General features: G+C 59.2%; 27 protein-coding genes. 5 read left to right on the top strand and 22 right to left on the bottom strand.

Going from position 1 to position 25,957, the window contains the following annotated elements:
• Positions 1–42: 42 nt before the first annotated feature.
• The 5 genes from HVA01_RS08455 to def form a co-directional block, all read right to left on the bottom strand.
• On the bottom strand, positions 43–1,491 hold the full coding sequence (locus tag HVA01_RS08455) for a TrkH family potassium uptake protein (protein ID WP_146874823.1): 1,449 nt from the start codon (positions 1,489–1,491) through the stop codon (positions 43–45).
• A 52-nt stretch (positions 1,492–1,543) separates the two neighbouring features.
• The gene (gene trkA / locus HVA01_RS08450; protein ID WP_146874822.1) at positions 1,544–2,917 is read right to left on the bottom strand and encodes a Trk system potassium transporter TrkA; all 1,374 of its coding nucleotides are present in this window, start codon (positions 2,915–2,917) and stop codon (positions 1,544–1,546) included.
• Positions 2,918–3,128: 211 nt separating this feature from the next.
• A complete protein-coding gene (rsmB, locus tag HVA01_RS08445) occupies positions 3,129–4,460 on the bottom strand; it encodes a 16S rRNA (cytosine(967)-C(5))-methyltransferase RsmB (protein ID WP_146874821.1) in 1,332 nt (443 codons plus the stop codon).
• Positions 4,457–5,473, bottom strand: coding sequence for a methionyl-tRNA formyltransferase (fmt, locus tag HVA01_RS08440; RefSeq protein ID WP_146874820.1), 1,017 nt, complete (start codon positions 5,471–5,473; stop codon positions 4,457–4,459). Before fmt ends, rsmB begins: the two co-directional genes overlap by 4 nt.
• Positions 5,474–5,520: 47 nt before the next feature.
• Entirely contained in the window at positions 5,521–6,033 is a 513-nt protein-coding gene (gene def, locus HVA01_RS08435; RefSeq protein WP_146874819.1) for a peptide deformylase, read from the bottom strand.
• A 265-nt stretch (positions 6,034–6,298) separates the two neighbouring features.
• Here def and HVA01_RS08430 point away from each other — a divergent pair, with 265 nt between their 5' ends.
• The 5 genes from HVA01_RS08430 to aroE all read left to right on the top strand — a co-directional run bounded on the left by HVA01_RS08430 (position 6,299) and on the right by aroE (position 10,748).
• Positions 6,299–7,084 (top strand): peptidoglycan-binding protein, encoded by a 786-nt coding sequence (locus HVA01_RS08430; protein ID WP_443093367.1) that lies wholly within the window; start codon positions 6,299–6,301, stop codon positions 7,082–7,084.
• 35 nt (positions 7,085–7,119) lie between these two features.
• Complete coding sequence (gene dprA / locus HVA01_RS08425) at positions 7,120–8,262, top strand: DNA-processing protein DprA (protein WP_146874817.1); 1,143 nt, start codon at positions 7,120–7,122, stop codon at positions 8,260–8,262.
• 52 nt (positions 8,263–8,314) lie between these two features.
• Complete coding sequence (gene tsaC / locus HVA01_RS08420; RefSeq protein WP_146874816.1) at positions 8,315–8,872, top strand: L-threonylcarbamoyladenylate synthase type 1 TsaC; 558 nt, start codon at positions 8,315–8,317, stop codon at positions 8,870–8,872.
• Between the two features lie 91 nt (positions 8,873–8,963).
• On the top strand, positions 8,964–9,914 hold the full coding sequence (gene hemF, locus HVA01_RS08415) for an oxygen-dependent coproporphyrinogen oxidase (protein ID WP_146874815.1): 951 nt from the start codon (positions 8,964–8,966) through the stop codon (positions 9,912–9,914).
• 12 nt (positions 9,915–9,926) lie between these two features.
• Complete coding sequence (aroE, locus tag HVA01_RS08410; RefSeq protein ID WP_146874814.1) at positions 9,927–10,748, top strand: shikimate dehydrogenase; 822 nt, start codon at positions 9,927–9,929, stop codon at positions 10,746–10,748.
• A gap of 139 nt (positions 10,749–10,887) precedes the next feature.
• Here aroE and HVA01_RS08405 read toward each other — a convergent pair whose 3' ends face one another.
• From HVA01_RS08405 to trmJ, 17 genes are all read right to left on the bottom strand, one after another.
• Positions 10,888–11,151, bottom strand: a complete 264-nt coding sequence (locus HVA01_RS08405; protein ID WP_146874813.1) for a hypothetical protein — start codon at positions 11,149–11,151, stop codon at positions 10,888–10,890.
• Between the two features lie 42 nt (positions 11,152–11,193).
• Positions 11,194–12,000: a M48 family metallopeptidase gene (locus HVA01_RS08400; RefSeq protein WP_146874812.1), complete on the bottom strand. Its 807-nt coding sequence runs from the start codon at positions 11,998–12,000 to the stop codon at positions 11,194–11,196.
• A gap of 124 nt (positions 12,001–12,124) precedes the next feature.
• Positions 12,125–12,301, bottom strand: a complete 177-nt coding sequence (locus HVA01_RS17385; protein ID WP_170243493.1) for a hypothetical protein — start codon at positions 12,299–12,301, stop codon at positions 12,125–12,127.
• Positions 12,302–12,358: 57 nt separating this feature from the next.
• On the bottom strand, positions 12,359–13,762 hold the full coding sequence (gene der, locus HVA01_RS08395) for a ribosome biogenesis GTPase Der (RefSeq protein WP_146874811.1): 1,404 nt from the start codon (positions 13,760–13,762) through the stop codon (positions 12,359–12,361).
• Positions 13,759–14,928, bottom strand: coding sequence for an outer membrane protein assembly factor BamB (gene bamB / locus HVA01_RS08390; protein ID WP_146874810.1), 1,170 nt, complete (start codon positions 14,926–14,928; stop codon positions 13,759–13,761). The genes der and bamB overlap by 4 nt, the downstream gene beginning before the upstream one ends.
• On the bottom strand, positions 14,925–15,584 hold the full coding sequence (locus HVA01_RS08385; RefSeq protein ID WP_146874809.1) for a YfgM family protein: 660 nt from the start codon (positions 15,582–15,584) through the stop codon (positions 14,925–14,927). The genes bamB and HVA01_RS08385 overlap by 4 nt, the downstream gene beginning before the upstream one ends.
• Positions 15,585–15,638: 54 nt before the next feature.
• Positions 15,639–16,940, bottom strand: a complete 1,302-nt coding sequence (gene hisS / locus HVA01_RS08380; RefSeq protein WP_146874808.1) for a histidine--tRNA ligase — start codon at positions 16,938–16,940, stop codon at positions 15,639–15,641.
• A 61-nt stretch (positions 16,941–17,001) separates the two neighbouring features.
• A complete protein-coding gene (gene ispG / locus HVA01_RS08375) occupies positions 17,002–18,117 on the bottom strand; it encodes a flavodoxin-dependent (E)-4-hydroxy-3-methylbut-2-enyl-diphosphate synthase (RefSeq protein WP_146874807.1) in 1,116 nt (371 codons plus the stop codon).
• Positions 18,118–18,124: 7 nt separating this feature from the next.
• Positions 18,125–19,156, bottom strand: coding sequence for a RodZ domain-containing protein (locus tag HVA01_RS08370; protein ID WP_146874806.1), 1,032 nt, complete (start codon positions 19,154–19,156; stop codon positions 18,125–18,127).
• Positions 19,157–19,203: 47 nt separating this feature from the next.
• Entirely contained in the window at positions 19,204–19,938 is a 735-nt protein-coding gene (gene pilW / locus HVA01_RS08365; RefSeq protein WP_146874805.1) for a type IV pilus biogenesis/stability protein PilW, read from the bottom strand.
• A gap of 137 nt (positions 19,939–20,075) precedes the next feature.
• Positions 20,076–21,281, bottom strand: a complete 1,206-nt coding sequence (gene rlmN, locus HVA01_RS08360; RefSeq protein WP_146874804.1) for a dual-specificity RNA methyltransferase RlmN — start codon at positions 21,279–21,281, stop codon at positions 20,076–20,078.
• A gap of 86 nt (positions 21,282–21,367) precedes the next feature.
• Positions 21,368–21,793 carry a nucleoside-diphosphate kinase gene (gene ndk / locus HVA01_RS08355; RefSeq protein ID WP_146874803.1) on the bottom strand — a complete coding sequence of 142 codons (426 nt, stop codon included), beginning with the start codon at positions 21,791–21,793 and terminating at the stop codon, positions 21,368–21,370.
• Positions 21,794–22,011: 218 nt separating this feature from the next.
• On the bottom strand, positions 22,012–22,338 hold the full coding sequence (locus HVA01_RS08350; protein ID WP_146874801.1) for a HesB/IscA family protein: 327 nt from the start codon (positions 22,336–22,338) through the stop codon (positions 22,012–22,014).
• 25 nt (positions 22,339–22,363) lie between these two features.
• Entirely contained in the window at positions 22,364–23,542 is a 1,179-nt protein-coding gene (locus HVA01_RS08345; RefSeq protein WP_146874800.1) for an aminotransferase class V-fold PLP-dependent enzyme, read from the bottom strand.
• A 63-nt stretch (positions 23,543–23,605) separates the two neighbouring features.
• Positions 23,606–24,085 carry a Fe-S cluster assembly transcriptional regulator IscR gene (gene iscR, locus HVA01_RS08340; protein WP_146874798.1) on the bottom strand — a complete coding sequence of 160 codons (480 nt, stop codon included), beginning with the start codon at positions 24,083–24,085 and terminating at the stop codon, positions 23,606–23,608.
• Between the two features lie 78 nt (positions 24,086–24,163).
• A complete protein-coding gene (gene cysE, locus HVA01_RS08335; protein ID WP_146874796.1) occupies positions 24,164–25,039 on the bottom strand; it encodes a serine O-acetyltransferase in 876 nt (291 codons plus the stop codon).
• Positions 25,040–25,139: 100 nt separating this feature from the next.
• Positions 25,140–25,904 (bottom strand): tRNA (cytosine(32)/uridine(32)-2'-O)-methyltransferase TrmJ, encoded by a 765-nt coding sequence (trmJ, locus tag HVA01_RS08330; protein ID WP_146874794.1) that lies wholly within the window; start codon positions 25,902–25,904, stop codon positions 25,140–25,142.
• Positions 25,905–25,957 lie beyond the last annotated feature (53 nt).

The following is a 25,957-nucleotide window of genomic DNA, read 5'->3' as shown; positions in this document are numbered from 1 at the left end:
TAACAGCTCTCAATTCGGTCTATAAGGGGGAGTGGTGGGGCTTTAACGCCGCCAGAAGGCGGGGGTAAACAGCACCAGTACCGTAAAAATTTCCAGACGCCCCAGCAGCATGGCAAGCACCAGAATCCATTTCGCCAAGCTGGGCATGTCACCATAGTGAGCGTGGGCCTCGCCCAGCGCGGGGCCCAGGTTGTTGAGTGCAGAGCCCACCGTCGACCAAGCCGTTACCTGGTCGACCCCGGTGGCCATTACCCCCACCAGCATTAGAAAGAACAGCAGCACGTAAACGGAAAAGAATCCCCAGACCGCCTGGGCAATGCTATCGGGAACGCTGACTTTACCTACCTTGACCGCAATCACCGCGTTGGGGTGGATCAGACGCATGATTTCGCGCATGCCCTGTTTGATAATCAAGATAATTCGAATCACTTTCATGCCACCGCCGGTAGAGCCGGAGCAGCCCCCCACGAAGGCGGCCACAAATAGCAGAAACGGCAGGGCGCCTGGCCACATGGAGAAATCAGCGACGCTAAAACCTGCAGTGGTGGCCACTGACACCACTTGGAAAACCCCGTGGCGCAGGCCGCGCAGCGTGTCGTAGGTGTCGGTTAACCACAGGGAGAGCACCGTGACTACTGCCAGCGCGAGCAAAAAAAGCATCAAAAAGCGCGCTTCGGGATCTTGGAAGTAGTGCAGCAGGCTTTTTTCGCGCCAGGCTATAAAGTGCAAACTAAAGCTGAACGCGGAAATGAGCATGAAGGAGACACAGATCAGCTCAATCGTGGCGCTATCAAAATAGCCGATGCTGGCGTCGTAGGTGGAAAAACCACCTAAGGCAACGGTTGAAAAGCTATGACTCAAGGCATCGAACCAGCCCATGCCCGCCAGCATATAGGCGATCATGCAGGCGAGAGTGAGGGTGGCGTAGATATACCACAGCGCCTTGGCGGTTTCGGTGATGCGCGGGGTGAGCTTGGAGTCTTTTAGCGGCCCCGGGATTTCGGTGCGGTAAAGCGCCATGCCGCCAACGCCCAGGGTCGGCAAAATGGCAACGGCTAGCACCACAATCCCCATGCCGCCCAGCCACTGGAGCTGCTGACGATAGTAAAGAATCGATTCGGGTAAAAAGTCGATGCCGGTAATTACCGTGGCACCGGTGGTGGTTAACCCGGAAAACGACTCAAAGACCGCATCGGTAATGCCCAGCGAGCCTTCGCCGAAGAGCATCAGCGGTAGCGAGCCAAACAGCGCCAGCACGGTCCAAAACATGGCGGCAATGATAAACCCATCGCGGATACGCAGCTCTTTTTGCGAGTGGCGATTAGGTAGATACAGCAGCAGCCCGGTGGCGACGGAAATCGCAATGCCGCTAATAAAGGCGCTCCATACGCCGTCACGAAACCACAGTGAAATCAACGTAGGGGGGAGCATGGTCAGGCTGAACAGCATGAGCAGCAGCCCCAAAATGCGCAAAATAACCCGCAGACTCATGGTTGTCGCATGCTCCTGTTATTAGCCGCCAGTGGCAGTGGTTCGAGGGCTATCAAAAGAACGTTAAACCGACTTGGAACAGGCGCTCCACATCGCGGATGCGGCGCTTGTCGATGACAAACAGAATCACGTGGTCGCCGCTCTCTACGGTGACGTTACCGTGGGCAATGATGACCTCTTTGCCGCGCACGATCGCGCCGATGGTGGTGCCGTCGGGCAGGTCGATCTCGCGAATCGTGCGCCCCACCACTTTGGACGACTGCTTGTCGCCGTGGGCGATGGCTTCAATCGCCTCGGCGGCGCCGCGGCGCAGCGAGTGGACGTTGACAATGTCGCCGCGGCGCACGTGGGTCAGCAGGCTGCCGATCGTCGCCTGCTGGGGAGAAATAGCGATATCGATCTCGCCGCCCTGCACCAGATCCACGTAAGCGGCGTTGTTAATCAGTGTCAGTACCTTCTTGGCGCCCAGGCGTTTGGCGAGTAGCGACGACATGATATTGACCTCGTCGTCGTTGGTCAGCGCGCAAAAGATATCGCACTCTTCGATGTTCTCTTCTTCCAGCAGGCGCTTGCTGGTGGCGCTGCCGTGGAGCACCACGGTGCGATCCAGGCGCTCGGACAGCGTGGTGCAGCGCTCCAGGCTGTGTTCGATGATCTTGACCTGGTGGCTATGCTCTAAATGCTCGGCCAGCCGCTCGCCGATATTGCCGCCCCCAGCAATCACCACCCGGCGAAAGTCCCGCTCAACCCGGCGCAGTTCGCTCATCACCGCGCGAATATCCCGGCGGGCGGCGAGGAAAAACACCTCGTCGTCGGCTTCGATGACCGTATCGCCGCGGGGAATAATCGGTCGGCTGCGGCGGTAAATCGCCGCCACACGGGTGTCTACATTGGGCATATGGCGACGCAGGAACGCCAGATCCTGGCCCACCAGCGGGCCGCCGTAGAAGGCTTTAACCGCCACCAGCTGTACCAGGCCACCGGCAAACTCCAGCACCTGCAGGGCACCGGGGTGCTCGATCAGGCGGCGCACGTGGTCGGTGACCACCTGCTCGGGGCTGATGAGTACATCAATGGGAATCGCTTCGTGGGCGAATAGCCCTTTACGGGTGAGGTACGCCGTGGCCCGCACCCGGGCTATTTTGGTCGGGGTGCGAAACAGCGTATGCGCCACCTGGCAGGCGATCATATTGATCTCGTCGCTGTTGGTCACGGCGATCAACATGTCGGCGTCTTCGCCGCCCGCTTGGCGCAGCACAATCGGATAGGAGCCCGCGCCGGTCACGGTGCGAATATCGAGTTTGGTGTGCAGATCACGTAGTTTTTTGGCGTCGGTATCAACGACAGTGATGTCGTTTTCCTCGCGGGCGAGGTGTTCTGCCAAGGTGCCGCCGACCTGGCCGGCGCCGAGAATGATGATTTTCATTGCTGAGCATCGGTTCCATTAAAAGCGCCGAAGTCTTAACGAGGCGATTGCCCTCTTAAGACGCGAACCTGACGTTCAAAAGACTATTTTGTCGGTCAAGACGTCTGTAGTGCGTTGCGATAGTGCGAGTACTTTGCGTCAGTACTTTGGCGATAGTGCGCTGCAATAAAGACGGCGGCCAGTGTAAACCAGCCGCCGCCGAAAAGCAGGCTTAACGCTTCTCTAGTCTGGCATAAAAAAAGCCGTCGTGGCTGCTCAGGGCTGGAAACAGCTGGCGACCCGCGCCGCTGGGGATGCCCCAGGCGAGATCGGTAGGCGTGGTCACGTGGGCATTCGGCGTCCGTGCGAGAAACGCCTCAAGCTGTTCAATGTTCTCGTCGGGCAGTACCGAGCAGGAGGCGTAGAGCAGTGTGCCGCCCTCGCGCAGCATCGGCCAGAGATTATCCAGTAGCTGCCGCTGGAGCTTGACCAGCGTGCGGATATCGTCCCTACGGCGCAGTTTTTTGATATCCGGATGACGTCGGATCACCCCGGTGCCTGAGCAAGGAGCGTCAAGCAGAATAGCGTCAAACGGCGTGCCGTCCCACCAGTCGCGCTCGGTGGCATCGGCGTGCTGAAGGGTCGCCTCTACGCCGAGGCGGTTGAGGGTGTCGTCCACCCGCGCTAAGCGTTGGTTATCGCTGTCAATCGCCGTTAGCGCAATCTCAAACTGCTCGAGCAGGTGGGCGGTTTTGCCCCCCGGGGCGCAGCAAGCGTCGAGCACGCGGGCGCCGGGGCGAGGCGCGAGCACCGGACCCAGCAGCGCCGCGGTTAGCTGGGCGGCCTCGTCCTGAACGCTCACGTGGCCCTCTTCAAAGCCGGGCAGCGCGGTGACATCGCAGGGCGTTTCCAGAGTGATGCCGTCCGGGGCGTGAGTGCATAAGTGCCCGTTCAGGCCCTGTTTGGTGAGCAGCGCTAAGTAGGCCTCACGGTCGTTATAGCGCTGGTTGACTCTCAACGTCATGGGGCCGGGCTGGTTGTTGGCTTCAACAATATCGCGCCACTGTTCCGGCCAGGCGTAACGCAACGCGTTGAGCAACCAGGGCGGGTGCTCCAGGGCGACGTTCTCATCCTGGTCTACCTGGGCCTGAAGCGCCTCGGATTCGCGCTGGAGGCGGCGCAAGCAGCCATTGAGTACGCGAGTGGCCCACTCCTTGTTCAGTAAGCGCGCGGCGCCAGCCGTTTCACCTACCGCGGCATGGGCAGGGATACGCATATACAGCAGTTGGTAAATACCCAGCAGCAGCAGCGCTTGCACATCGCTGTCGCGCTTTTTAAACGGCTGCTTAAGCAGCACGCCCGCTAACGCTTCTAAGCGCGGTAAGCGGCGGCAGGTGCCGAAGCACAGCTCTTTGAGCAACCCGCGGTCGCGAGCCACCACGCTGTGTTCATCCAAGCCTGCCAACGAGCCTTGGTCGCTCAGTACCGGGGCCAGCGCGCGGGCGGCAGCCGCTCGAACTTCCTGGCCGCTGCCGCCGCTTTGAGGGGAGCGCTTCTGGCTCATGGTGTTTCTCCTTCGCTGGCCTGAGCCGCTGGTTTATCAAGACGAGTGTCTAGATGAGCGCCAAGACGAGTGCCGGGGGCCAGGCGCGCGTGGTGGGCATTGAGTAAGTCGCGTACGGCCATGGCTTTGCCGCCGGGCAGTTGCGCGCTGGTAACACACAGCACGTCGCGACCGTCGGTACCGCAGGCAATGCGTAGATGATCGTCGCCGTGTTCAAGCAGGGTGCCGGGCGCGCTGGGTGGGTGCTCGCCTTCTTCGGCGCTGGCCATTAACAGGCGTAAGCGGTCATCGCCCAGTGCGCACCAGGCGACCGGCCAGGGGTTAAAGGCGCGAATCTTGCTGGCTAGCCGAGGCGCTGGCTGGGCAAAATCGAGCTCGGCTTCCGCTTTGCTGAGCTTGGCGGCATAGGTCACGCCTTGCTCGGGCTGAGGCTTGGCCTCAACGGGCCCCGCCGCTAGGTCGTCGAGTACGCTCACCAGCGCATTGGCGCCTTGAATGGCGAGGCGGTCGTGCAAATCGCCGCCGGTGGTGCGCGGGGTAATCGGCGTGCGCACGTCAGTCAGCATGGCGCCGGTATCCAGCCCTGCGTCCATCTGCATAATGGTCACCCCCGAAACGCTATCGCCTGCTTCAATCGCCCGCTGAATGGGGGCCGCGCCGCGCCACCGGGGCAGCAGCGAGGCGTGAACGTTAATGCAGCCAAGTCGCGGTATATCCAACACGGCCTGGGGCAGCAGCAGGCCATAGGCAACGACGACCAAAATGTCGGCATTGAGCGCGGCCAGTTCGGCTTGCGCCGCGGGGGCTTTTAGCGTCTGGGGCTGATAGACCGGCAGATCGTGCGTCAAGGCTAGCTGCTTGACCGGGCTGGGGGTTAGCTTGCGTCCGCGCCCGGCAGGCCGGTCGGGTTGGGTATACACCGCGACCACCTCGTGCTGGCTTTCCAGCAGGGCGGCCAGGCTTGAAGCGGCGAATTCAGGCGTGCCAGCAAAAACAACGCGCAATCGTGACATATGGGAAGGTTACCTAGCGTGCATGGAAAGCGTGTATGGAATGACGATTAGGCGTCCTGGCCCTGCTTATGGCGCTTTTGCATTTTCTTGCGGATACGGTCGCGCTTAAGCGGCGACAAGTAGTCAACAAACAGCACGCCTTCCAGGTGGTCGTACTCGTGTTGAATACAGTGCGCCAGCAGGCCTTCCGCTTCTAGCTCGTAAGCCTCGCCATTGCGATCCAGCGCGTTGAGCTGCACGCTAAGATAGCGCGGCACGTCGGCGTAATATTCGGGGATCGACAGGCAGCCTTCTGACAGTGGCTCTTTTGCGTCGCCAAGCGGGGTATAGCGCGGGTTGATAAGCACTAACGGCTGCGAATTATCGTCGCTGACGTCCATGACGACAATACGGCGGTGGACATCGATCTGAGTCGCGGCTAGACCGATACCGCGGGCGTCATACATGGTCTCCAGCATATCGTCGACGAGCTGGCGTACCTCATCGTCAACGCTCTCCACCGCAGCCGCCTTAGTGCGCAGGCGCTCATCGGGGAATTCAAGAATAGGAAGTTTGGCCATGGCGTTACAATCACCGTTATGCTGAGTCTAAATTAAGTCAAACTAGGTAGCGATAAAGATCGCTAGACCCAAGTACTTTATGATGGGTCACTATATCATGCTGTCAACGTTTCTGGGCATGCGGAGACCGATCCGCACAGCGCTTCATCAACAAAATACGCGCGCTGATTGGGCGGGCTTATTCATCGTAAGTGGGGAGAGCCGTATGGCGGCAAAACAACACGCCTATCGCAGTTTACGTGGCGCACTGCTGTTGACCACAGCCATGCTGCTGAGCCCTGGCGCGGCGGCATTCGAAGGCGACCGGAGCGTGGTCAAGCTATCGCCACAGGTACGCACGCTGCCACACCGCGAAGCGATCAAAGCGATCCCCATGGACAGTGTAAAAGCGTTTTTGCGCCAACACCGCGTGGTGAATGATGCTGAAGCGTTGCAGGCCTTGGCCTACGTGGTGGGCGGTGATAATCGGCGCCTGATTAGCGGCGCGGGAGATACGCTCTACGTGCGCGGCGAGGTGCCGCGGCAAGGCCGGGTGGGTATCTATCGCCCCGCCGAGGATTATCAAGCGTTGGATGGCACACCACTTGGCACCGAGTTGATCAACGTGGGCGTCGCCCGCCAGATCAGCAGTGAGGGGGAGATTGCCCGGATTGAGGTGCTGAGTGCGCATCAGGAAGTGCGTGTTAACGATATTATTCTGCCGCTGGAGGCGCGTGAGCTGAGCACTGAGTTGACGCCCCGCGCGCCGCTCAATGCCGTCGATGGGCATATCATTGCCGTTCCCGGCGGGGTGCGCTTTATTGGTCGCCTGCAGGTGGTAACGCTAGACGTGGGCACCCTGGATGGCTTGCAAGCAGGGCATATGCTGCGCGTCAATCAGCAGGGTGAGTTGGTTAACGATCCACGCACCGAGGAGCTGATTCGGCTGCCCAGCACCGAGGCGGGCAGGGTGATGGTATTTAAACCCTATGATCACGTCAGCTACGCCTTAGTGATGCAGGCATCCCGTGTGCTGGAAAAGGGCGATCAAGTAGCGTCATCGGGTAATTAGCGGGCGGTAAAAAAACGTATTGATAAGGAGCTGGTATGGACGCCCAGGCGTGGCTGGTGGTTAATGCATTACCCGGTATGGGTGCGCTGCGTATTGCGCAATTATTAGCCCGTCAGCCGCAGTGGCCGGACGGCTGGCTGGCGGCGCTACCGAGCCGGGCCGCCAGCGAGCTGCGCCTGTGGCTTGAGCACCCCACGCGCAGCCCGCTGCAAAAGGTGATTGACGAGACCCTGGCGTGGCAGCAAAACGGCCCTAACCGCCACGTACTGCATCGCGACCATCCTGCCTGGCCGGCACTGTTGAATGAAATTCCCGACCCGCCCGTCGTGCTTTGGGCGCAGGGTGACCTTGGCGCACTACAAGGGCCCAAGCTTGCCATGGTCGGCACGCGCCGTCCCACCGGCGAAGGTACCCACAACGCGCAAACCTTTGCCCGCGATCTAGTCCAGCGCGGCTGGTGCGTGGTCAGTGGCATGGCGTTAGGGGTTGATGGCGTTGCCCAGCGGGCAGCGTTAAACGCCGCAGGCAACAGCATTGGCGTGCTTGGCTGCGGCGTGGATGTGATCTATCCCGCCTCGCACCGGGATCTTCATGAGCAGCTCAGTCGCCTACCCGGAGGACTGCTGCTGTCGGAGCACCCGCCGGGAACACGGGCACGCCCGGCATTTTTCCCGCGCCGCAATCGCATCATTACCGGTCTTTCGCTCGGCACCTTGGTGGTCGAAGCCACTGAAAAGAGCGGTTCGCTGGTTAGCGCACGGCTTACCTTGGAGCAAAATCGCGAGCTGTTTGTGCTGCCCGGTTCGCTACATAACGTGCAGGCCTACGGCTGTTTGTCGTTGCTGCGCCAAGGGGCCGCCCACTTGGCCTGCAGCGTTGACGATATCATTGCCGACCTTGGCCACTGGGCCGGTGAGTTTATGTCACCTTTGGACGCTGCACAGGGTAGCGTTACTGCAGACGACGTGCCCTCAGCGTTTATCGCCCCAAAGAACGCGACCGAACCATTGCCTGATACATTATTAACCTCGCTATCGGCCACGCCCACGCCCCTTGACCTGCTGGTGCATTCCACCGGCGTTTCGGTGAGTGACTGCCAGCAGCGCCTATTAATGCTCGAGCTTGATGGCTGGGTTAGCCAACAGGCGGGAGGCTGGGTGCGGCTGCCGCGGCCATGATAAGATAAAATTATTAAACACGGAGCATCAGCCCTGACGGTAAGGAGAGACCATGAGTTCGGCTGCCGATCTAGCTCCCGCGCTTAGCGCTTTGCGCGCTGGCGAGGTGATTGCCTGCCCCACCGAAGCAGTGTGGGGGCTTAGCTGCGACCCCGACAACGATAAGGCGTTGGCGCACCTGATGCGCATGAAACAGCGCGACCCTGCCAAAGGCGTCATCCTCGTTGCCGCGAGTATTCAGCAGTTTCAGCCCTGGCTAGCGCAGCTGCCGTTGGCGCTGCATGCCCCTTTAGCGGCGAGCTGGCCAGGACCCAATACGTGGCTAGTGCCCGATAATGGTCGCAGCCATGGTCTGGTGCGCGGCGCCCACGAATGCGTGGCGCTGCGAGTGACCGACCACCCGGTGATGAAAGCCCTCTGCGAGGCGTTTGGCGGCCCTTTGGTATCCACCTCGGCCAATCGTACCGGCGAGCCACCGGCGATGAGCGCTACAGAGGTTACCGCCATCTTTGGCGATGACGTTGCCCAGGTGGTGGAAGGTGCGCTGGGGGGCAATGCCAATCCCAGCACGATTAGGGATTTAGCCACTGGCAAAGTCATGCGCTCTTAAGCCGTACGCCAATTGACTGCTCACGACTGACTTTTCACTATTTACTATTCACTACTACTCTCCATTCACTAATCCCTTCTCAGGAGTTACCGTGGCCCACGAGCACCTTGACGACGTTAAACGCTATCTTCTCGATCTGCAGGACCGGCTATGCGCAGGGTTGGCAAGCGCCGACGAGGCTGCCCAGTTCCAAGAGGATAGCTGGGAGCGTGAAGAGGGCGGCGGTGGTCGTTCGCGCGTGATCACCAACGGCGGCGTGTTTGAAAAAGGCGGCGTTAACTTTTCCCATGTGTATGGTACCCAGCTGCCGCCCTCGGCCACCGCCGCGCGTCCTGAGTTAACCGGGCGCAGCTTTCACGCCGTGGGCGTTTCCTGGGTGCTGCACCCGGAAAACCCCCATGTGCCCACCAGCCATGGCAACGTACGCTTTTTCATTGCCGAGAAAGTCGGCGAACCACCGGTATGGTGGTTTGGCGGTGGCTTTGACCTAACGCCGTTTTACCCCGTGATGGAAGACGTGGTGCACTGGCATCGCGTCGCCAAAGCCGCCTGCGAGCCCTTTGGCGACCACGTTTACGCCCGCTATAAAGCCTGGTGCGACGAGTACTTCTACCTCAAGCACCGCGATGAAACCCGTGGCGTGGGCGGGCTGTTTTTCGACGATTTAAACGAAGGCGAGTTTGCCGAGTGCTTTGCCTTTCAGCGGGCAGTCGGCGATAGTTTTCTTGACGCTTATCTGCCCATCGTCGAGCGCCGTAAAGACGACGGCTGGGGCGAGCGCGAGCGCGATTTCCAGCTCTATCGTCGCGGACGCTACGTGGAGTTCAACCTGGTCTGGGACCGCGGCACGCTATTTGGGCTACAGAGCGGCGGACGTACCGAATCCATCCTGATGTCGATGCCGCCGCTCGCCCGCTGGGAATACGCCTTTGAGCCGCAGCCCGGCAGTGCCGAAGCGCGCTTGCAGGACTTTTTATACCCCCGTGACTGGCTCGGTGAATTCGCTGAGGATGTCGTTCAAACCAGTCGTTCAAACCAATAGCGGAGCGCCATCATGACCGATCGCTACTGCGTGTTTGGCAACCCGATCAAGCACTCCAAGTCACCGCAAATCCACGCGGAGTTCGCTCATCAAACCCAGCAAGCGCTTGAGTACACCGCCGAAGAGGCACCGCTGGATGGCTTTGCCGGTGCCTGGCGAGCGTTTGTCGACGCGGGTGGCCGCGGGGCTAACGTGACCGTGCCCTTTAAAAGCGATGCCTTCGCGCTGTGCGATACCTTGAGCCATCGTGCCCGTCGGGCAGAAGCGGTGAATACGCTAATCGTGGGGGGCAACGGCCGCACCTATGGCGATACCACTGATGGCATTGGCCTAGTGCGCGATTTGGCCTATCACCGCGTGGGGGTCGCTGGAAAACGCATATTGGTAGTGGGCGCGGGTGGCGCCGTGCGCGGCATTCTGGAGCCACTGCTTGCCGAACAGCCCAGTGAGGTCGTCGTGGTGAACCGCACCGCCGCCAAAGCCGAGCAGCTGGCCCACGATTTTGCCGACTTAGGCGCTATCAGCGGTGGCGGTTTTGATACGCTGAGTGGTCAATTCGATATCGTCATTAACGGCACCAGCGCCAGCCTCTCAGGCGATTTGCCGCCGCTGCCCGATGGGCTTTTTGCTCCACATGCCTGGGCCTACGACATGATGTACGGGGCCGAGCCGACGGTGTTTTTACACTGGGCCGGGCCGCGCGGGGCAAAGCTACTCGACGGCCTGGGCATGCTGGTCGAACAGGCCGCCGAATCGTTTTTTTTGTGGCGTAATGTCCGCCCCGAAACGGCGCCCGTGCGCGAAATGCTGCGCCAGTCGCTTAACTATTTGTAACTGTTTGATGGTAAGTAGCTAAAGTCTGAAAGGTCGCGAGCTGAAGCTACCTCCCACTACTGCCAGTATCAGGCCGGGAGACTAAAGGGCGCGAGCTGAAGCTTGCCACCCAAAGCTGCATGGTTGAGGCTGTTAGAGTTCAGGCTTTGGCTCGCTTTACGTACAACCCCACCATGCACATCACCAGCCCCACCACCGAGAGCAGCATGCCGCCATTGACTAACAGCGGTGAACGCTCCAGCCAGGAGACGAAGGGTTGCGGATTATCCCGACAGACACTGTCGATATAGTCCCAGTGACCGCCGTCCAGCTGGCACGCGCGCACGTCGTTTAGCTCCCAGAAATACACGCCCATCAGCACGAACAGCGGCAGTACCAGCAGCAGTAATCCCAATCTAATCATTTAAACCTCAAGAGCCGAATCATTTAAAGCTGAAAGCGACCGTTAGGGCCGCGGGCAGTTGGGCATCCGACCACTGCTACGGGCTTGCTCGTAGCGGGCCAGGGCTTGATCCATATTGCCTTGAAGGCCTTCAATGCGCTGGCCTTGGCCGGGGTGAGTCGACATCCACGCAGGGGGCGCGCCGCCGCCACCTGTCGCTGCCTGCATGTTTTCCCAAAGGGTAACGCTCTCGCGTGGGTCGAAGCCCGCTTGCGCCATAAGGTCCAAGCCAATAACGTCGGCCTCGCTTTCATGGGCACGGGAGAACGGCAGTACGATGCCGTATTGCGCGCCCATGCCCAGCACGCCCATCAGTTGCTGGCCACCGGCAGACTGCATGCCGGAAGTGCTGGAAATAACCGATAGACCCAACGAGGTAGCGCTCTCGGTAGATGCGCGTTCATTGGCGTGGTTGGCCAGCACGTGACCAATTTCGTGACCGACGACAGACGCCAGCTGGTCTTGATTAGTGGCGATATCCAGCATGCCGGTATTCACGCCCATATAGCCGCCGGGAAGCGCAAAGGCGTTGGGCTGCTCGGACTCAAACACACGAATTTGCCAGTCTAACTGCCGCTGCTCAGCGGGAAGCTCCGCCACAATGGCGTCGGCAATACACTGCACATAGCGGTGGCTGGCCTGGCCTGCGGTGGGCAGCTCCTGCTGGTACTGAGAAAACGCCTGACGGCCCATCGCATTGAGCTCGGCATCAGACAGCAGCAGTAGTTGTGAACGCCCGGTAGGCGAGGTAGAGCAAGCGGCAATAGACGCACATAGTGCGGTAATAGCGAGAGGGCGAAGCCAGCGCATGAGACGGTTTTCCTTATAGGCGAATGGGTTTCTTGCTCACAAGATAACCGCTGATAACAGTAAATCAATCCTGACTATGATAACCCACCAAGAGGATGAGTATGGACATTGAACTAAGCAGCCCTCAACGTTGGGTGCTGGCGTAATGGCCAGTTGACTCCCCGCCGGCCTCGCCTTGAGCCGCCAGCTGGCTGGCAAGCTCCAGCATGGAGGCTGTGGGTAGCGCCGCCGCCATTTGAGTGCCGAAACCGTGTTCTGTCAAGCGAAATTGAGATAGCTTTGGCAACTTGATGAAACGCACAAAAACGCCCGCTAGGCGAAGCCTGCGGGCGCAAGATGATTCACAAAGCTGGAGCGGCTAACGACGGCTTTTGCGCGCCTCTTTGGTGCGGGTAAGTTCGCGCTTTTTGGCCTTCTCTTTGTCGCTGGCGCCCGCCATGTTGTCGAAAGGGTTGCTGCCCGAGCGAAACTCAAAGCGAATCGGTGTGCCGCGCACCTTGAGCACCTTGCGGAAGGTGTTGGTCAGGTAGCGGCGGTAGGCTTCGGGCAACGACTCGGTTTGATTGCCGTGGACGACGATAATCGGTGGGTTGCTGCCACCCTGGTGCGCCATACGAAGTTTAATGCGGCGCCCGTGAACCATGGGCGGCGGGTTTTGGCTGACCGCGTCCTGGAGCAGGGTAGTTAAGCGATTAGTCGACCAGTGCGCGTTGGCGGCATCGAAGGCGCGATCGATGGAAGGGTAGAGATCGCCCACCGCCGTGCCGTGCAGGGCAGAGATAAAGTGCAGCTCGGCGTAATCCGCAAAGCCCAGACGGCGCTTCACCTCAGCACGCATCTTATCCTTGGCTTCGGTCTCCAGCCCATCCCACTTGTTCACCGCCAGCACCAGCGCCCGCCCGGTGGTTAGCACATAGTCGAGCAGGTGCAAATCCTGCTCCACCAAACCGCTGGAGCCATCCAGTACCATAATCACCACATGCGATTCTTTAATCGCATCCAGGGTTTTGATGATCGAAAACTTTTCGGTGACTTCACGGATATTTTTGCGCCGCCGAATGCCCGCGGTATCAATCAGTACGTAGGGCTTGCCGCGACGTTCAAAAGGGATCTCGATGGCATCGCGGGTGGTGCCCGCTTCATCAAAGACCACCACGCGTTCTTCGCCCAGCAGACGATTGACCAATGTCGATTTGCCCACGTTGGGGCGGCCAATCACACTGATACGCACGCCTTTGCTGCCGGTGTCTGCTGGAATGCTGGCGTCGCGTTCGGGGAACGGCTCGAGTACCACGTCGATTAGGGTCGACACGTTGCGCCCGTGGGCGGCGGCAATCGGCCAGGGCTCGCCAAGCCCCAGCGACCAGAAATCACCCATCGCCGAGTGCTCTTCGAGCCCGTCGGTTTTATTCACCACCAGCCAGGTTTTTTTCTGGTTAACCCGCAGGTGGTTGGCAATTGCCTGATCCGCGGCGATAAGGCCAGCGCGACCATCGACCATAAACAGCACAATATCGGCTTCATCAATGGCCGCGAGGGATTGCTCGGCCATGACGGCGTCGATGCCGTCTTCGTCACCGCTAATGCCACCGGTATCAATCACCGTATAGACTTTATCGCCCAGCATGCCGTTGCCGTACTTGCGGTCGCGGGTGAGGCCGGGAAAATCGGCTACCAGGGCATCACGCGAGCGCGTTAGGCGGTTAAATAACGTCGATTTGCCCACATTGGGGCGACCGACTAAAGCAATGACGGGTGTCATGGAGTTACTTCCAGGGTTTCCAGGCGACCATTGTTGGCCTGGACATGAATGGTGCTGCCTTCAGTCACCGGGCGTACGCTGATGCCCGAGCTGTGCACGCGAGTACGGCCTACAATGTCGCCTTCGCGAGCGTCGATCAGGTGAAGATAACCTTCAAAATCGCCCACTACCAAGCGCCCATCGGCAAAGGCGGGGGCGGTCAGCCAACGATCTTCTAGATCGTCGTTGCGCCAAATTTCGCGGCCGCTGTTAGCGTCGAGGGCGACAACCTGACTGTCGTCGGTGACCACAAACAGAAAGTCACCGACCAGAACCGGCGTATGACGGCTGGATAAATCCGCTTCCCAAAGGACATCACCTTGGGTCGCTTCCAGGGCGACGACACGGCCGTTATAGCTGGTCACAAACAGGCGCCCATCGGGGCTGATGACCGGCTGGCCGGAAAGGTCAACCAAGCGCTCCACTTCACTACGCCCACTCGGCGTGGCAATTTGCATTTCCCAGAGCGGCTGGCCGCTGCGGTTATCCAGCGTCGCTAAACGGCCGTTGGCTAAGCCGATAAAGCTGACCGGATCGATCACCATCGGCGTACCGGTGCCGCGCAGGGTGAGAGAAGGCTGCGAGCTGGTGTATACCCAGCGCTCTTCGCCGCTGGCGCGGTCCAGGGCAGTGACCTGACCATCGACACTTTGTACGACCAGCAGCTGCTGGTTTGCCTGAGGGGCGGCCAATACTTCACTGGAGACTCGCGAACGCCAGTTTTCGCTGCCGTCACGTTGATCCAGGGAGATGACTTCGCCGTTACCGGTGGCTAGGTAAACCTGCCCGGCAATCGCCGTTAATGCGCTGGAAATAGTGGTGTCGAGGTCAATTTTCCACTCGACGTCGCCGCTATTGGCGCCCATCGCCATCACCACGCCCTCAGCATCGGCTGCAAACACGCTGTCGCCCTCACGGGCGGGGGCAATCGGGTAACGCGCGTGGCCAAAGCCGTCGCCAACGTTGCGATCCCACTGAGAATCCAGGGAGGAGGTCGCATCGAAACTACGCAGCTCTTTGGGGGCGTCGGCAGACTCGCCTTTGCTGGCACAGCCGGCCAGCAGCGCGAGTGACAGCGATGCCAAACCCAGGCGCGTCAGCTGCTTTTTTAAAATACGGGTGTTCATTGTGTCGCCTCCTCAGCGCCGAGATCGTCAAGCTTTAACTGCACGCCATAGAGCGGCTGGTCTTGGTTTTGAGACACATCAATGGCGGTTTCCCACGCGTCGCGGGCCCCGTCAGTGTCGCCCTGGGCGATGTGCGCATCGCCACGCACGTTGGCCCGCTGAGCGGCCAACGCGTCGCTAATCGGTTCGTCTAACAGCGCAAGCGCCTGCTCGGGGTTTTCATCGGCAAGTTCCACACGGGCCAAGCGCAGCCATGCAAGGCTCTGCACATAGCGGCGCGAAGAGTCGTTGGCAACGTTTTCCAGCGCGGTTTTGGCGCTTTCCAAGTCACCTTGTTGAACCGCTAGGCGTGCGTCCAGCAACAGAGCGAGCTCGGCATACAGCGTATCGCCATGCGCGTCGGTAATGTCGCTGACCATTTCCCGCGCGTTTGCCAACTGGTCCTCTCCAAGCTCGTTGCCAGCCGTCATATTGACCAGTTGCTGGTAGCGCATGGACGCTGCTTCTGCCTGGCCCTGCTGGTAGTTTTGCCAGGCATTCCAGCCAAATACCCCCGCCGCCGCCAGAACGGCGCCTGTGACCAAGGAGATTCCGTTTTCTTTCCACCAGCGCTTGACTGCGTCTAGCTGCTCTTCGTCGCTTCTCAGCTCCGCCACGGGCGGCCTCCTATTCTAATCGGTGTGCTCCAAGGTGGTTAGCCTGTGCGAGCGTTAAGCGTTAGTGGCGAATGCCTTACGTAGCGTATCGCCTAGCGCCGCTAGGGGAACACGCTGTTGTTCGCGGTCATCGCGCAGAAACTTGAGTGTTGCCGCCTGTTCGGCGATTTCATCTTCGCCAAGCAGTATCGCCATCGGCGCATTACTTTTATCGGCTTTCTTGATCCGGCTTTTGAAACTACCGCCGCCGCAGTGAAGCTGAAGGCGCAGGGCAGGCAGTTCGCTGCGCAGCTGTTCGGCCAGGGTGAGCGCCGCGATGGTGGCGTTATCGTCCATGGGCAGCAGGTACACATCGCAGCCGCCGAGGGCCTCATCGGGAATCAGGTCGAGGGTCTCAAGCAGTAAGATAAGCCGTTCAATGCCCATCGCAAAACCCACAGCGGGGGTTGGCTTGCCGCCCAGCTGTTCAACCAGGCCGTCGTAACGGCCGCCTGCGCACACGGTGCCCTGGCTGCCCAGTGCCGTCGTGGTCCACTCGAACACGGTGCGGCCGTAGTAGTCGAGCCCCCGCACTAAGCGCGGGTTAATCACATAGGCAATACCCGCCGCTTCCAGCATCTTAGTGAGTTGCTCGAAGTGTTCCCGGGATTCGGCATCCAGGTGATCCATTAACTGCGGTGCGGCGTCGAGCATCTCGGCCATAGCCGGGTTTTTAGAATCGAGAATGCGCAGCGGGTTGCTGGTTAAGCGGCGTTTGGAGTCTTCATCGAGCACGTCATGGTGCTGCTCAAAATAGCCCACCAGGGTATCGCGGTAGGCGGCCCGCGCCGCACTTGAGCCCAGCGAGTTGAGTTCAAGGGTGACGTGTTCCATGAGCCCCAGCTCTTGCCATAACCGCGCCGAAAGTAGGATCACCTCGGCATCAATGTCCGGGCCTTCAAAGCCAAAAGTTTCAACACCAATCTGGTGGAACTGGCGGTAGCGGCCTTTTTGGGGGCGCTCGTAGCGAAACATCGGGCCTTGGTACCACAGCCGCTGGGTCTGGTTATGCAGCAGACCGTGTTCCATGGCCGCCCGCACACAGCTGGCGGTGCCTTCCGGGCGTAGCGTTAGGCTTTCATCGTTACGATCGTCAAAAGTGTACATCTCTTTTTCGACGATATCGGTGACTTCACCGATGGAGCGCGCAAACAGCGCGGTTTGCTCAACAATGGGCGTGCGAATTTCATTAAACCCGTAACGCAGCATTAGCTGACGTACTTTGGCTTCAAAAAATTGCCAGCGCGGGCTATCGCTGGGTAATAGGTCGTTCATGCCACGAATGGCTTGTATTTTTTTTACAGCGGACTTGCTCAATGAAAACTCCTTATTCTGCCATCTGACGTTGCTCGTTCAGGCTGGCAGCTATCCCCGGCGTTTAAACGCCGCGGGCAATCATGTCGTCTTGCTGCTGCTGTTTTTCGCGGACTTTTGCGCGAATCAGCTGCTCCAGGTCGTCTACCAGATGGTCGTTGCGCAGTTTGCTGGCCGGTTTGCCGTCGATATACACCAGGTTGGCCGGGCTGCCGCCGGTGAGGCCGATATCGGTCTCTTTGGCTTCGCCGGGGCCATTGACCACGCAGCCAATCACCGAGACATTCAGCGGCGTCATGACGTCTTCCAGCCGTTCTTCAAGCTGATTCATGGTGTCAATGACGTCGAAGTTCTGGCGCGAACAGCTGGGGCAGGCAATGAAGTTGATGCCTTTAGAGCGCAGCTTGAGGCTGCGCAGCATGTCAAAGCCGACTTTGATTTCTTCCACGGGGTCCGCTGCCAGCGAGACCCGAATGGTGTCACCGATGCCGTCCATCAGCAGCATGCCCAGGCCAATCGATGATTTCACCGTGCCCGAGCGTAGCCCGCCTGCTTCGGTAATCCCCAAGTGCAGCGGTTGTTCGATGCGCGCCGCCAAATCGCGGTAGGCCGCCACGGCCATAAACACATCGGAGGCTTTGACACTGACCTTGAACTCGGGGAAGTCGAGGCGGTCCAGGTAATCAATATGGCGCATCGCGGATTCCACCAGCGCGGCGGGTGTTGGCTCGCCGTATTTTTTCTGCAGGTCTTTTTCCAGCGAACCGGCGTTAACGCCAATGCGGATCGGAATGCCATGCTCGCGGGCCGCGCTAACCACCGCGCGCACGCGGTCTTCGCGGCCGATGTTGCCGGGGTTGATGCGCAGGCAGTCAACGCCTAGTTCCGCAACGCGCAGGGCGATTTTGTAATCAAAATGGATGTCGGCAACGAGCGGTACGTTGACCAGTTTTTTGATTTGGCCAAAGGTTTCGGCGGCGTCCATGTCGGGCACCGAAACGCGCACAATATCCGCACCGGCTGTTTCCAGCTGTTGGATCTGTGCCACCGTAGCAGCAACATCGAGTGTGTTGGTGTTGGTCATGCTCTGAACGGCAATCGGGGCATCACCACCCACCGCTACATTACCGACGTGAATCTGACGGGAAAAGCGGCGTTTAATCGGAGAAGGGGCGTGCATAGGGCGGTCACTCTCCTAGAGAAAAACGGGCAACATTGTTGGCACCAGCTTCGGCAGAAAGGTCAACTTCCTCGCCTTGGTAGCGCAGCTCAACGCCGGTGGCATTGCCCACGGTTAAACGAAACGGGGGCTCGCCTTCGACAGTGGCGGTGGTGCCGGGGGTTTGCAGACCGACAAAGACGCGCTGATTAGTGGCGTCAAAAATCTCAGTCCACGACTGTTCATTAAAGGTTAGCTCAAGGGTATTGGCGTTAGTGACGGGTTCCGGGTCAGGGGAGCTCTGCGTATCACTTTCCGCCGCGTCCGTTGGTGTTTGTGGCTGATCGTCTGTCTCGGTCAGCGCCGGCGGATCGAACGCCGCGATGGGGTCGGCGTCATCGTCGCTGCTCGCGGCTTGATCTTGCGGAGCCGTCGGCGATGGCGTCACGTTGGTGGCGTCGCTTTGCCGTGTCGCGCTATCGTCGCCACTGGTAAAGCGGGAGTCGGCCGGAGGGCTCTGCGTGTCAGCGGGGTCTGCGCCGCTCGCTTCGCTCGGAGCATTAACGCTTTCTTGCGTAGGGGGTTCTGGCGCTGGCGAAGAACCAAAGCCCGGAGGCGCATTGCCGCCACGGCTTTGCCACCACATAACGGTTACCGCGATCAGCCCTGCAATGACCAGCAGGGTAACCAGCTTGAACAGCCAAGCGCCGATGCGTGAGGGCGGCTTGTTAAAGGAAACCGGGGCGACTTTGCTATCAACATCGGTTGCGTTGTTATGGACTTGATACGCCTCAAGTACTAGGTGGTCATCCATGCCAAGATATTTGGCGTAAGAGCGCAGATAACCGCGTCGATAAGCGGCGACGGGGATCTCTTGGTAGTTGTCTTGCTCTAGCCCTGCCACTACGGCCGGGCGTAAGTTTAATGCCCTGGCGGCGTCAGCAAGGGGGATCCCCAGCTGTTCGCGCTGGCGAGAAAGCAGTTCGCCCGGGGAGGCGCTTTTGGGATCGTTAGTGCTGGTGCTGTTTATGACGCTTTCTTGTGACTGTGTATCGCTCATGGCTGAGCATCCTTCATTAAATAAGCGGTGATCAGGGCGTCAATCAGTCAGTCGTTGCCAAGTTGGCGCTGGTAGTCGGCGGCGACACTATGGTCGCCGCGCGCCTGGGCGATTTCAACCGCCATTTCCAGCGCCGCTCGGTTGGGCTCGGCGAGCTGTAAATAAGTCTGCAGCGGTGCCCAGGCCTGAGGGTAATTGCCCTGCGAGTATTCGAGTTCAGCTAACATTAAATAACCGCGCGGGTTGCGCGGATCAATACTCTGCGCGCGCTGCAAGCGAGCGCGCGCTTTATCAAATTCGTCCAGCGCCAGGTAACACTGCCCTAAATTAGTGAATAGCTGGGCACGGTTGGCGTACTGGGCATCCTCCGATGCGGTCTCTAACTGCTCACAGGCGGCGTTAAACTGGCCCTGAGCGTATAAAAACGCGGCGTAATTGTTGCGGGCGCGAGTGAAGTCCGGATCGGCATTCACCGCCTGTTGAAAATAGTCGTTGGCCAGTTCGCTTTCGCCCTGACGTTGATAAACCAGCGCCAACGCCTGCAACGCTTCGGCATGGCGTGGGGCGATTTCCAGCGCCCGGTCCAATGCATTGAGCGCGCGGGGAAGGTTGTCGCGCTCCAGGTAAGCGACGCCTAGCTGAGTATAGGCGTCCGCCGCTGCAGGGCTGTCTTGTGCTGTCAGCGTGTTGGACGATGCACAGCCAGCAAGCCACAGGCTACCGATAAGAACGGTCAGCATGGGCACCCGCAATGGGTGTTGGCGCCGGCGGCAAGCGATCATGTCAATCCTCTTGTGGTGAACGTCCAACGACTAACTATTAATAAGGCAATGCAAATAAAAACCGTGACCATCAAAGCGCCGTGCTAGGCGGAAGTCAAGACAAGCCCCTTTTTTGTGCCCGTCAGGTGCCTGTCAGCTTAGTCCGCATCTAGCTGTACCGACTGGATGTGACGCGCACTGCGTTTAGTGCGGTCTTTCACCCGGCCTACCAACTGGCCGCAGGCGGCATCGATATCTTCGCCACGGGTGGTTCTCACCGTTGCGTTGTAGCCAGCATCGTATAGCCACTGCTGAAAACGCATGGTTTGATTGCGTGAGGGCTTCTCGTAGCCAGAATTAGGGAATGGATTAAACGGGATCAGATTGACCTTGCAGGGCAGCTCTTTCAGCAGTACGGCAAGCTGCTCGGCGTGCTCTTGCTGGTCATTAACGTCTTTGATCAACGTGTACTCAATGGTGATCTGACGATTATCCGGACATTTTGCTAAGTAGCGATGACAGGCATCCAGCAACGCGCGAATATTGTATTTGCGGTTGATGGGCACCAGTTCATTGCGCAGCTCATCGTTGGCCGCGTGTAGTGAAATGGCCAGGCTGACGTCCATTTCATCGCCCAATTTGTCTATCATCGGCACGACGCCGGAGGTCGACAGCGTCACCCGACGCTTGGATAAGCCGTAGCCGTTGTCGTCGAGCATTAGCTTCATGGCGGGCACAACGTTGTCAAAGTTGAGCAATGGTTCACCCATGCCCATCATCACCACGTTGGTGACCGGCCGGTTAGCGGTATCACGGCGTGGCCCCACGCTGCGCTGGGCGACCCATACCTGGCCGATGATTTCAGCAGCGGTTAAGTTGCGCTGAAAACCTTGCTTGCCGGTGGAGCAGAAACTGCAGTCCAACGAGCAGCCGACCTGGGACGAGACGCACAGCGTGCGGCGTTTGCCGTTCTCTGCCGGGATTAATACCGTTTCTACGTAGCTGCCGTCTTCTACCTCGAGCACCCACTTGCGTGTGCCGTCGCTAGAAGTGCCTTCGTATATCACCCCTGGACCGCGAATTTCCGCCACCTGCGCCAGTTTTTCGCGCAGCGGCTTGGAGAGATTCGTCATGGCCGCAAAGTCATCGCTGCCTTCTTGGTGAATCCACTTCATTAGCTGGGCGGCACGAAATTTCTTTTCGCCAATCGACAAAAAGAAGGCTTCCATCTGCTCGCGGGACATGCCAAGCAGGTTATGGCGCTCAGGTGCCGCTTTGGCCGCAGGCGTGCTGGCAGCGTCTGAACTATCGGCATCGGCGCCTGGACGGGGGGCGGGCGTATGTTGGGCTACAGTGGTGGTCATGGCGGTCAGCGTTATCGAAAGGGGCGGGGGACTAACCCCCGCAAAATGGCCGGCAACTGACGTTGTGGCGGCGCTAATAGACAGGCTTAGCGCGGGCAGATTTCGTCGTTACCAAAGAAGTAGCTAATTTCGCGCTCAGCGCTTTCCGGAGAATCAGAACCATGGACAGCGTTAGCGTCGATTGTTTCCGCAAAGTCAGCGCGAATTGTGCCGGGAGCCGCGTCTTTGGGGTTAGTGGCGCCCATCAGGTCGCGGTTTTTGGCAATCGCGTCTTCGCCTTCCAGTACTTGAACCACTACCGGACCAGAGGTCATAAAGCCGACCAGATCTTTAAAGAACGGACGCTCTTTGTGTTCTGCGTAGAAACCGCCAGCTTTCTCTTCAGAGAGGTGCAGCATTTTGGCAGCCACCACGTTCAAGCCAGCTTTTTCAAAACGGGCGATGATCTCACCGATCGCATTTTTGGCAACGGCGTCAGGCTTGATGATAGAAAGAGTGCGTTCAGTAGCCATGTAAGTGGTCTCCATAAAAGGGGGTTAAGCAAAATTGCCGCCCCAGCTAGCCGGGGCGGCCCAGAAAATAATTCGGCTGGTAGCGTTTCAACAGCTAACGTTTTATCAAGCGTGCAGGAATGATCCGGCTGCCTGATGTTGCGTATCCAGAAACGCGATTATAGCGCTTAAGCCGGGGGATGAATACCGGTGATGAAACGCCGACCGGGGAAAGGTAGCTAGACAGTAAAGCTCTCGCCGCAGCCGCATTCGTCTTTTACGTTGGGATTGTTGAACCGGAAGAAGCGATTGAGCCCTTCACTGACGTAATCCACTTCGCTGCCGTTGAGCATTTCCACCGCATCGGGGGTGACATAGACGCTGGCACCGTGGTCTTCAAAGTGGACTTCTTCTACGTTAATAGTATCGGCAAAATCAAGCACGTAGCTATAGCCTGAACAGCCGCTGGGCTTGACCGATACGCGCAGGCCAAGGCCCTGGCCACGTTCATCGAGTACGTGGCGGATCTGTTGTGCGGCAGCCGGGGTGATGTTGAGTGTTGCCATGAGGCGTCCTCCTTAAAATAGTCAGCTAGTCAGCCGCTTGGCGGGGCGGTGTACGTAAACCGCTCACCGCATGGCGTATAAGCGCTAGCGCATGATCAATGTCGGCGTCGTTAGTAAAGCGCCCGAAGCTAAAGCGCAGCGATGAGAGAGCCAGCGAGCGCGGCGTGCCGATGCCGAGCAGTACGTAGGAAGGGTCGACACTGGCCGAGTTGCACGCCGAGCCGGTGGAAACGGCGACGTCGCGTAGCGCCATTAACAGTGATTCGCCGTCGACACCTTCAAACGCCAAATTGACAATATGCGGTACAGCTTGCTCCAGTGGCGTGTTCGAGTAAACACCTTCGACGCCATCAAGGCCGCGCAAGAAGCGTTGCTGTAACCGCGTGATATGTGCCATATCGTCGTCGTGCTGTTGCTGCATCAGCGCAAAGGCTTCACCCATGCCGGCAATTTGATGCGTCGGCAGGGTGCCTGAGCGCATGCCGCGTTCGTGACCGCCGCCGTGGATCAGTGCCTCCACGCGAATATCCGGGTGGCGTTTGACATACAGCGCCCCAACGCCTTTGGGGCCGTAGGCTTTGTGCCCAGACAGTGACATCAGGTCAATCTGCTGGTTCACTACGTCCAGGGAAATACGCCCCACGGCCTGGGCGGCATCGGTATGAAAGACCGCGCCAAACGCGTGGGCGACCTCCGCCAGGGCGGCAATGTCGTTAATACTGCCCAGCTCGTTGTTCACCGCCATCAGTGACACCAACGCCGTATCGTCGCGCATCGCCGCGCGCAGTTGTTCGGGCTGAATACAGCCATCCCGCCCCGGCGTTAGCCAGGTGACCTCAAAGCCCTCTTTTTCCAGCGCATGGGCGGTATCTACCACTGCTTTGTGCTCGATCGTTGAGGTGACCAAGTGCAAGCCGCGTTCGCGATTAGCGCGCATAAAGCCAATCAGCGCTAAGTTGTCGGCTTCGGTGGCCCCGCTGGTCCAGACAATCTCTCTGGGGTCGGCGCCAATCGCATCGGCCACCTGGCGACGGGCCTGCTCAATCACCTGCTCTGCCTGCCAGCCTAGCATATGGCTGCGCGACGCCGGGTTGGCAAATAGCTGGTCAACCGTCAGGTAGCGCTGCATAACCTCGACCACGCGGGCATCGACCGGGTTAGTGGCGGCGTAATCCAGGTAAATGGGCAGCGTAGGTGTGGTCATCGTTAAGGTCCGGCGGTTTAGCGGTGCATTGGTTTTGATAAGCTGGGTTTTGAATGAGTCAGCTCAGGGTGACGAGGCAAGAATGCCCGCTTCGGCACGCTGTTGTTGTCGAGATTGTTGTCGCGATGCAATGCGTATGACATCAGGGCGCAGCATCAGTTGTGCCAAGGTCATATCATCCAGGAAATGGCGAATCTGCACGGAAAGTTCGCACCACAGGTGGTGGGTCAAACAGGTATTGCCCTGCTGGCAATCTGAAAGACCCTGGCAGCGGGTGGCGTCAACGCTTTCATTCACCGCGTCAATCACCTTTGAGACGCTAATTGCCTCCGGTGGTTGAGACAGCAGATAGCCGCCGCCTGGGCCACGCACACTGTTGACCAAGCCAGCACGGCGCAAGCGAGCGAACAGCTGCTCTAAATAGGACAGCGATATCTCTTGGCGCTGGGAGATATCGCCTAGGCTGGTCGGGCCGCTGTCGGCATGCAGGGCTAAATCAAGCATGGCGGTAACCGCGTAACGGCCTTTGGTGGTCAAGCGCATGGCAAGCACCTCGACGCTGACTGCTCAGCGCACTAACGGCAAATGTATAGCCATTATGGGAAAACCTGAGTGCTTTGGTCAACCATTACGCGGCGGCATCGTGTCTTGCTCGCTCGCCGGCTCTTCTGTCGAGGGGGCTGCCGAGCGCTTGCCAACGCCGGGGCAACCGGTGTCGTGCTCGTCTAAAATGCCGGCGAAATCTTCGTCACGCAGCTCAGGTAGTTGCCCGTCTCGGTAGCTGGCATCCAGTTTGCGCAGGGTCGAGCACATGCGCTCGATGCGCTCATCGACGGCGTGCATATGGTCAAGCATGGCCTGCATGGAGCGGGCCACGGGGTCGGGCATGTCCTGGCTGACGCCGTAGGCATCAAAGCCAAATTTCTGGCAGATGGCTTCGCGCCGGGCAGGGTCAACATCCAGCGCCTCTTCGACATCAGGGTCGGCACGCTGAACAACTTTGCCGGGGATACCCACCACGGTGGCCCCCGGGGGGACTTCTTTGGTGATGACCGCGTTAGAGCCGATTTTAGCCCCCGCGCCGACGGTGAAGGGGCCTAATATTTTGGCGCCCGCCCCGACAATCACGCCATCGCCCAAGGTGGGGTGGCGCTTGCCTTTGTTCCAGCTGGTACCGCCCAGGGTAACGCCCTGGTAAAGCGTGACGTTATTGCCTACTCGGGCCGTTTCACCGATCACCACGCCCATGCCATGGTCGATAAAAAAGCGTCGGCCAATGGTGGCGCCCGGGTGGATTTCAATGCCGGTGAGCCAGCGTGCAAACGTCGACAGCGAGCGGGCCAGCCACTTGAGGTTTTTCTGCCACAGCCAGTGGCCGCAGCGATGCAGCAGTAGGGCGTGCAGGCCGGGATAGTTGGTCAGCACCTCAAGAAAGTTACGCGCGGCTGGGTCGCGGTCAAAAACGCTATTGATATCTTCACGCAGGCGTTGAAACATGGGGATCCCTTGGGCGGTTTTTGGCCATCATCGCTGAGTCACAGACAGTAGTGAACTCAATATGGTGGGGGCGTGTGGCAGTCTCTTCAAGTTTAGCGGCTCACTCTCGCGGCTGTTGATGCTGCGCGGCCTTCTCGGTGGCCGATAAAATGCCGCGCAGAATATTCATTTCCATACGCTCGGGGCGGGCACGTAAATACAAACGGCGCAGTCGTGCCATCAACTGGCGAGGTTGCGCAGGGTCGTGAAAATCAATGCCAATCAGCGTGCGCTCCAAGTGCTCAAAATAGCGCTCAAGCTCGGCGTGGGTGGCCAAGTCATCCTCGTCGCTCGGTACGGCTGGGGGCGCATCCGCTTGGCCATCTGCTTGATTTAGCCAGGCCATGCGGCACTCATAGGCGAGCACCTGCACGGCAGCGGCCAAATTGAGCGAACTAAATTCGGTATTGGTGGGAATGTGCACGTGGGCGTGGCAGCGCTGCAGTTCGGCGTTGGTAAGGCCGCTGTCTTCGCGGCCAAATACCAGCGCCACGCGGGATTCAACCGCCTGGCATTCGGCGGGCAGACGGTCAGCTAACTCCCTGGGCGAGAGCATTGGCCAGGGCAGGGTGCGCGAGCGTGCACTGGCGCCTACGGTCCAGGTGCAGTCGGCCACCGCTTCCTCCAGGGTGGCGTGCACCTGGGCCTGGTGAAGCAAATGATCGGCGCCGGACGCCCGGGAAATGCTGTCCTGAGTGATCACCTCGCAGCGCGGGGCGACCAGGGCTAGCTCTGCCAGGCCCATGTTGTGCATCGCACGGGCGACGCCGCCGATGTTGCCAGGATGGCTGGTGCCGATTAAAACAATGCGAATGCGTTCAAGCATGATAAGGCTCGGTGAATAAGAATCTGTTAATAAGAGTAGGTAATCATAAGGGC

The sequence above is a fragment of the Halovibrio variabilis genome (assembly GCF_007991175.1).
Classification (GTDB): domain Bacteria; phylum Pseudomonadota; class Gammaproteobacteria; order Pseudomonadales; family Halomonadaceae; genus Vreelandella; species Vreelandella variabilis.
This window is presented reverse-complemented; position numbering and strand designations above follow the sequence as displayed.

What these genes read in the sequence shown, in the direction of transcription:
- dprA (WP_146874817.1), top strand. Translation starts at nt 7,120, where the DNA reads ATGGACGCCCAGGCGTGGCTGGTGGTTAATGCATTACCCGGTATGGGT.
- HVA01_RS08455 (WP_146874823.1), bottom strand. Translation starts at nt 1,491, where the DNA reads ATGAGTCTGCGGGTTATTTTGCGCATTTTGGGGCTGCTGCTCATGCTG.
- HVA01_RS08345 (WP_146874800.1), bottom strand. Translation starts at nt 23,542, where the DNA reads ATGACCACACCTACGCTGCCCATTTACCTGGATTACGCCGCCACTAAC.
- rlmN (WP_146874804.1), bottom strand. Translation starts at nt 21,281, where the DNA reads ATGACCACCACTGTAGCCCAACATACGCCCGCCCCCCGTCCAGGCGCC.
- der (WP_146874811.1), bottom strand. Translation starts at nt 13,762, where the DNA reads ATGACACCCGTCATTGCTTTAGTCGGTCGCCCCAATGTGGGCAAATCG.
- def (WP_146874819.1), bottom strand. Translation starts at nt 6,033, where the DNA reads ATGGCCAAACTTCCTATTCTTGAATTCCCCGATGAGCGCCTGCGCACT.
- trkA (WP_146874822.1), bottom strand. Translation starts at nt 2,917, where the DNA reads ATGAAAATCATCATTCTCGGCGCCGGCCAGGTCGGCGGCACCTTGGCA.
- HVA01_RS08430 (WP_443093367.1), top strand. Translation starts at nt 6,299, where the DNA reads ATGCTGCTGAGCCCTGGCGCGGCGGCATTCGAAGGCGACCGGAGCGTG.
- cysE (WP_146874796.1), bottom strand. Translation starts at nt 25,039, where the DNA reads ATGTTTCAACGCCTGCGTGAAGATATCAATAGCGTTTTTGACCGCGAC.
- HVA01_RS08350 (WP_146874801.1), bottom strand. Translation starts at nt 22,338, where the DNA reads ATGGCAACACTCAACATCACCCCGGCTGCCGCACAACAGATCCGCCAC.
- HVA01_RS08370 (WP_146874806.1), bottom strand. Translation starts at nt 19,156, where the DNA reads ATGAGCGATACACAGTCACAAGAAAGCGTCATAAACAGCACCAGCACT.
- fmt (WP_146874820.1), bottom strand. Translation starts at nt 5,473, where the DNA reads ATGTCACGATTGCGCGTTGTTTTTGCTGGCACGCCTGAATTCGCCGCT.
- bamB (WP_146874810.1), bottom strand. Translation starts at nt 14,928, where the DNA reads ATGAACACCCGTATTTTAAAAAAGCAGCTGACGCGCCTGGGTTTGGCA.
- pilW (WP_146874805.1), bottom strand. Translation starts at nt 19,938, where the DNA reads ATGATCGCTTGCCGCCGGCGCCAACACCCATTGCGGGTGCCCATGCTG.
- aroE (WP_146874814.1), top strand. Translation starts at nt 9,927, where the DNA reads ATGACCGATCGCTACTGCGTGTTTGGCAACCCGATCAAGCACTCCAAG.
- ndk (WP_146874803.1), bottom strand. Translation starts at nt 21,793, where the DNA reads ATGGCTACTGAACGCACTCTTTCTATCATCAAGCCTGACGCCGTTGCC.
- iscR (WP_146874798.1), bottom strand. Translation starts at nt 24,085, where the DNA reads ATGCGCTTGACCACCAAAGGCCGTTACGCGGTTACCGCCATGCTTGAT.
- trmJ (WP_146874794.1), bottom strand. Translation starts at nt 25,904, where the DNA reads ATGCTTGAACGCATTCGCATTGTTTTAATCGGCACCAGCCATCCTGGC.
- HVA01_RS08405 (WP_146874813.1), bottom strand. Translation starts at nt 11,151, where the DNA reads ATGATTAGATTGGGATTACTGCTGCTGGTACTGCCGCTGTTCGTGCTG.
- rsmB (WP_146874821.1), bottom strand. Translation starts at nt 4,460, where the DNA reads ATGAGCCAGAAGCGCTCCCCTCAAAGCGGCGGCAGCGGCCAGGAAGTT.
- ispG (WP_146874807.1), bottom strand. Translation starts at nt 18,117, where the DNA reads ATGCACGCCCCTTCTCCGATTAAACGCCGCTTTTCCCGTCAGATTCAC.
- HVA01_RS08400 (WP_146874812.1), bottom strand. Translation starts at nt 12,000, where the DNA reads ATGCGCTGGCTTCGCCCTCTCGCTATTACCGCACTATGTGCGTCTATT.
- tsaC (WP_146874816.1), top strand. Translation starts at nt 8,315, where the DNA reads ATGAGTTCGGCTGCCGATCTAGCTCCCGCGCTTAGCGCTTTGCGCGCT.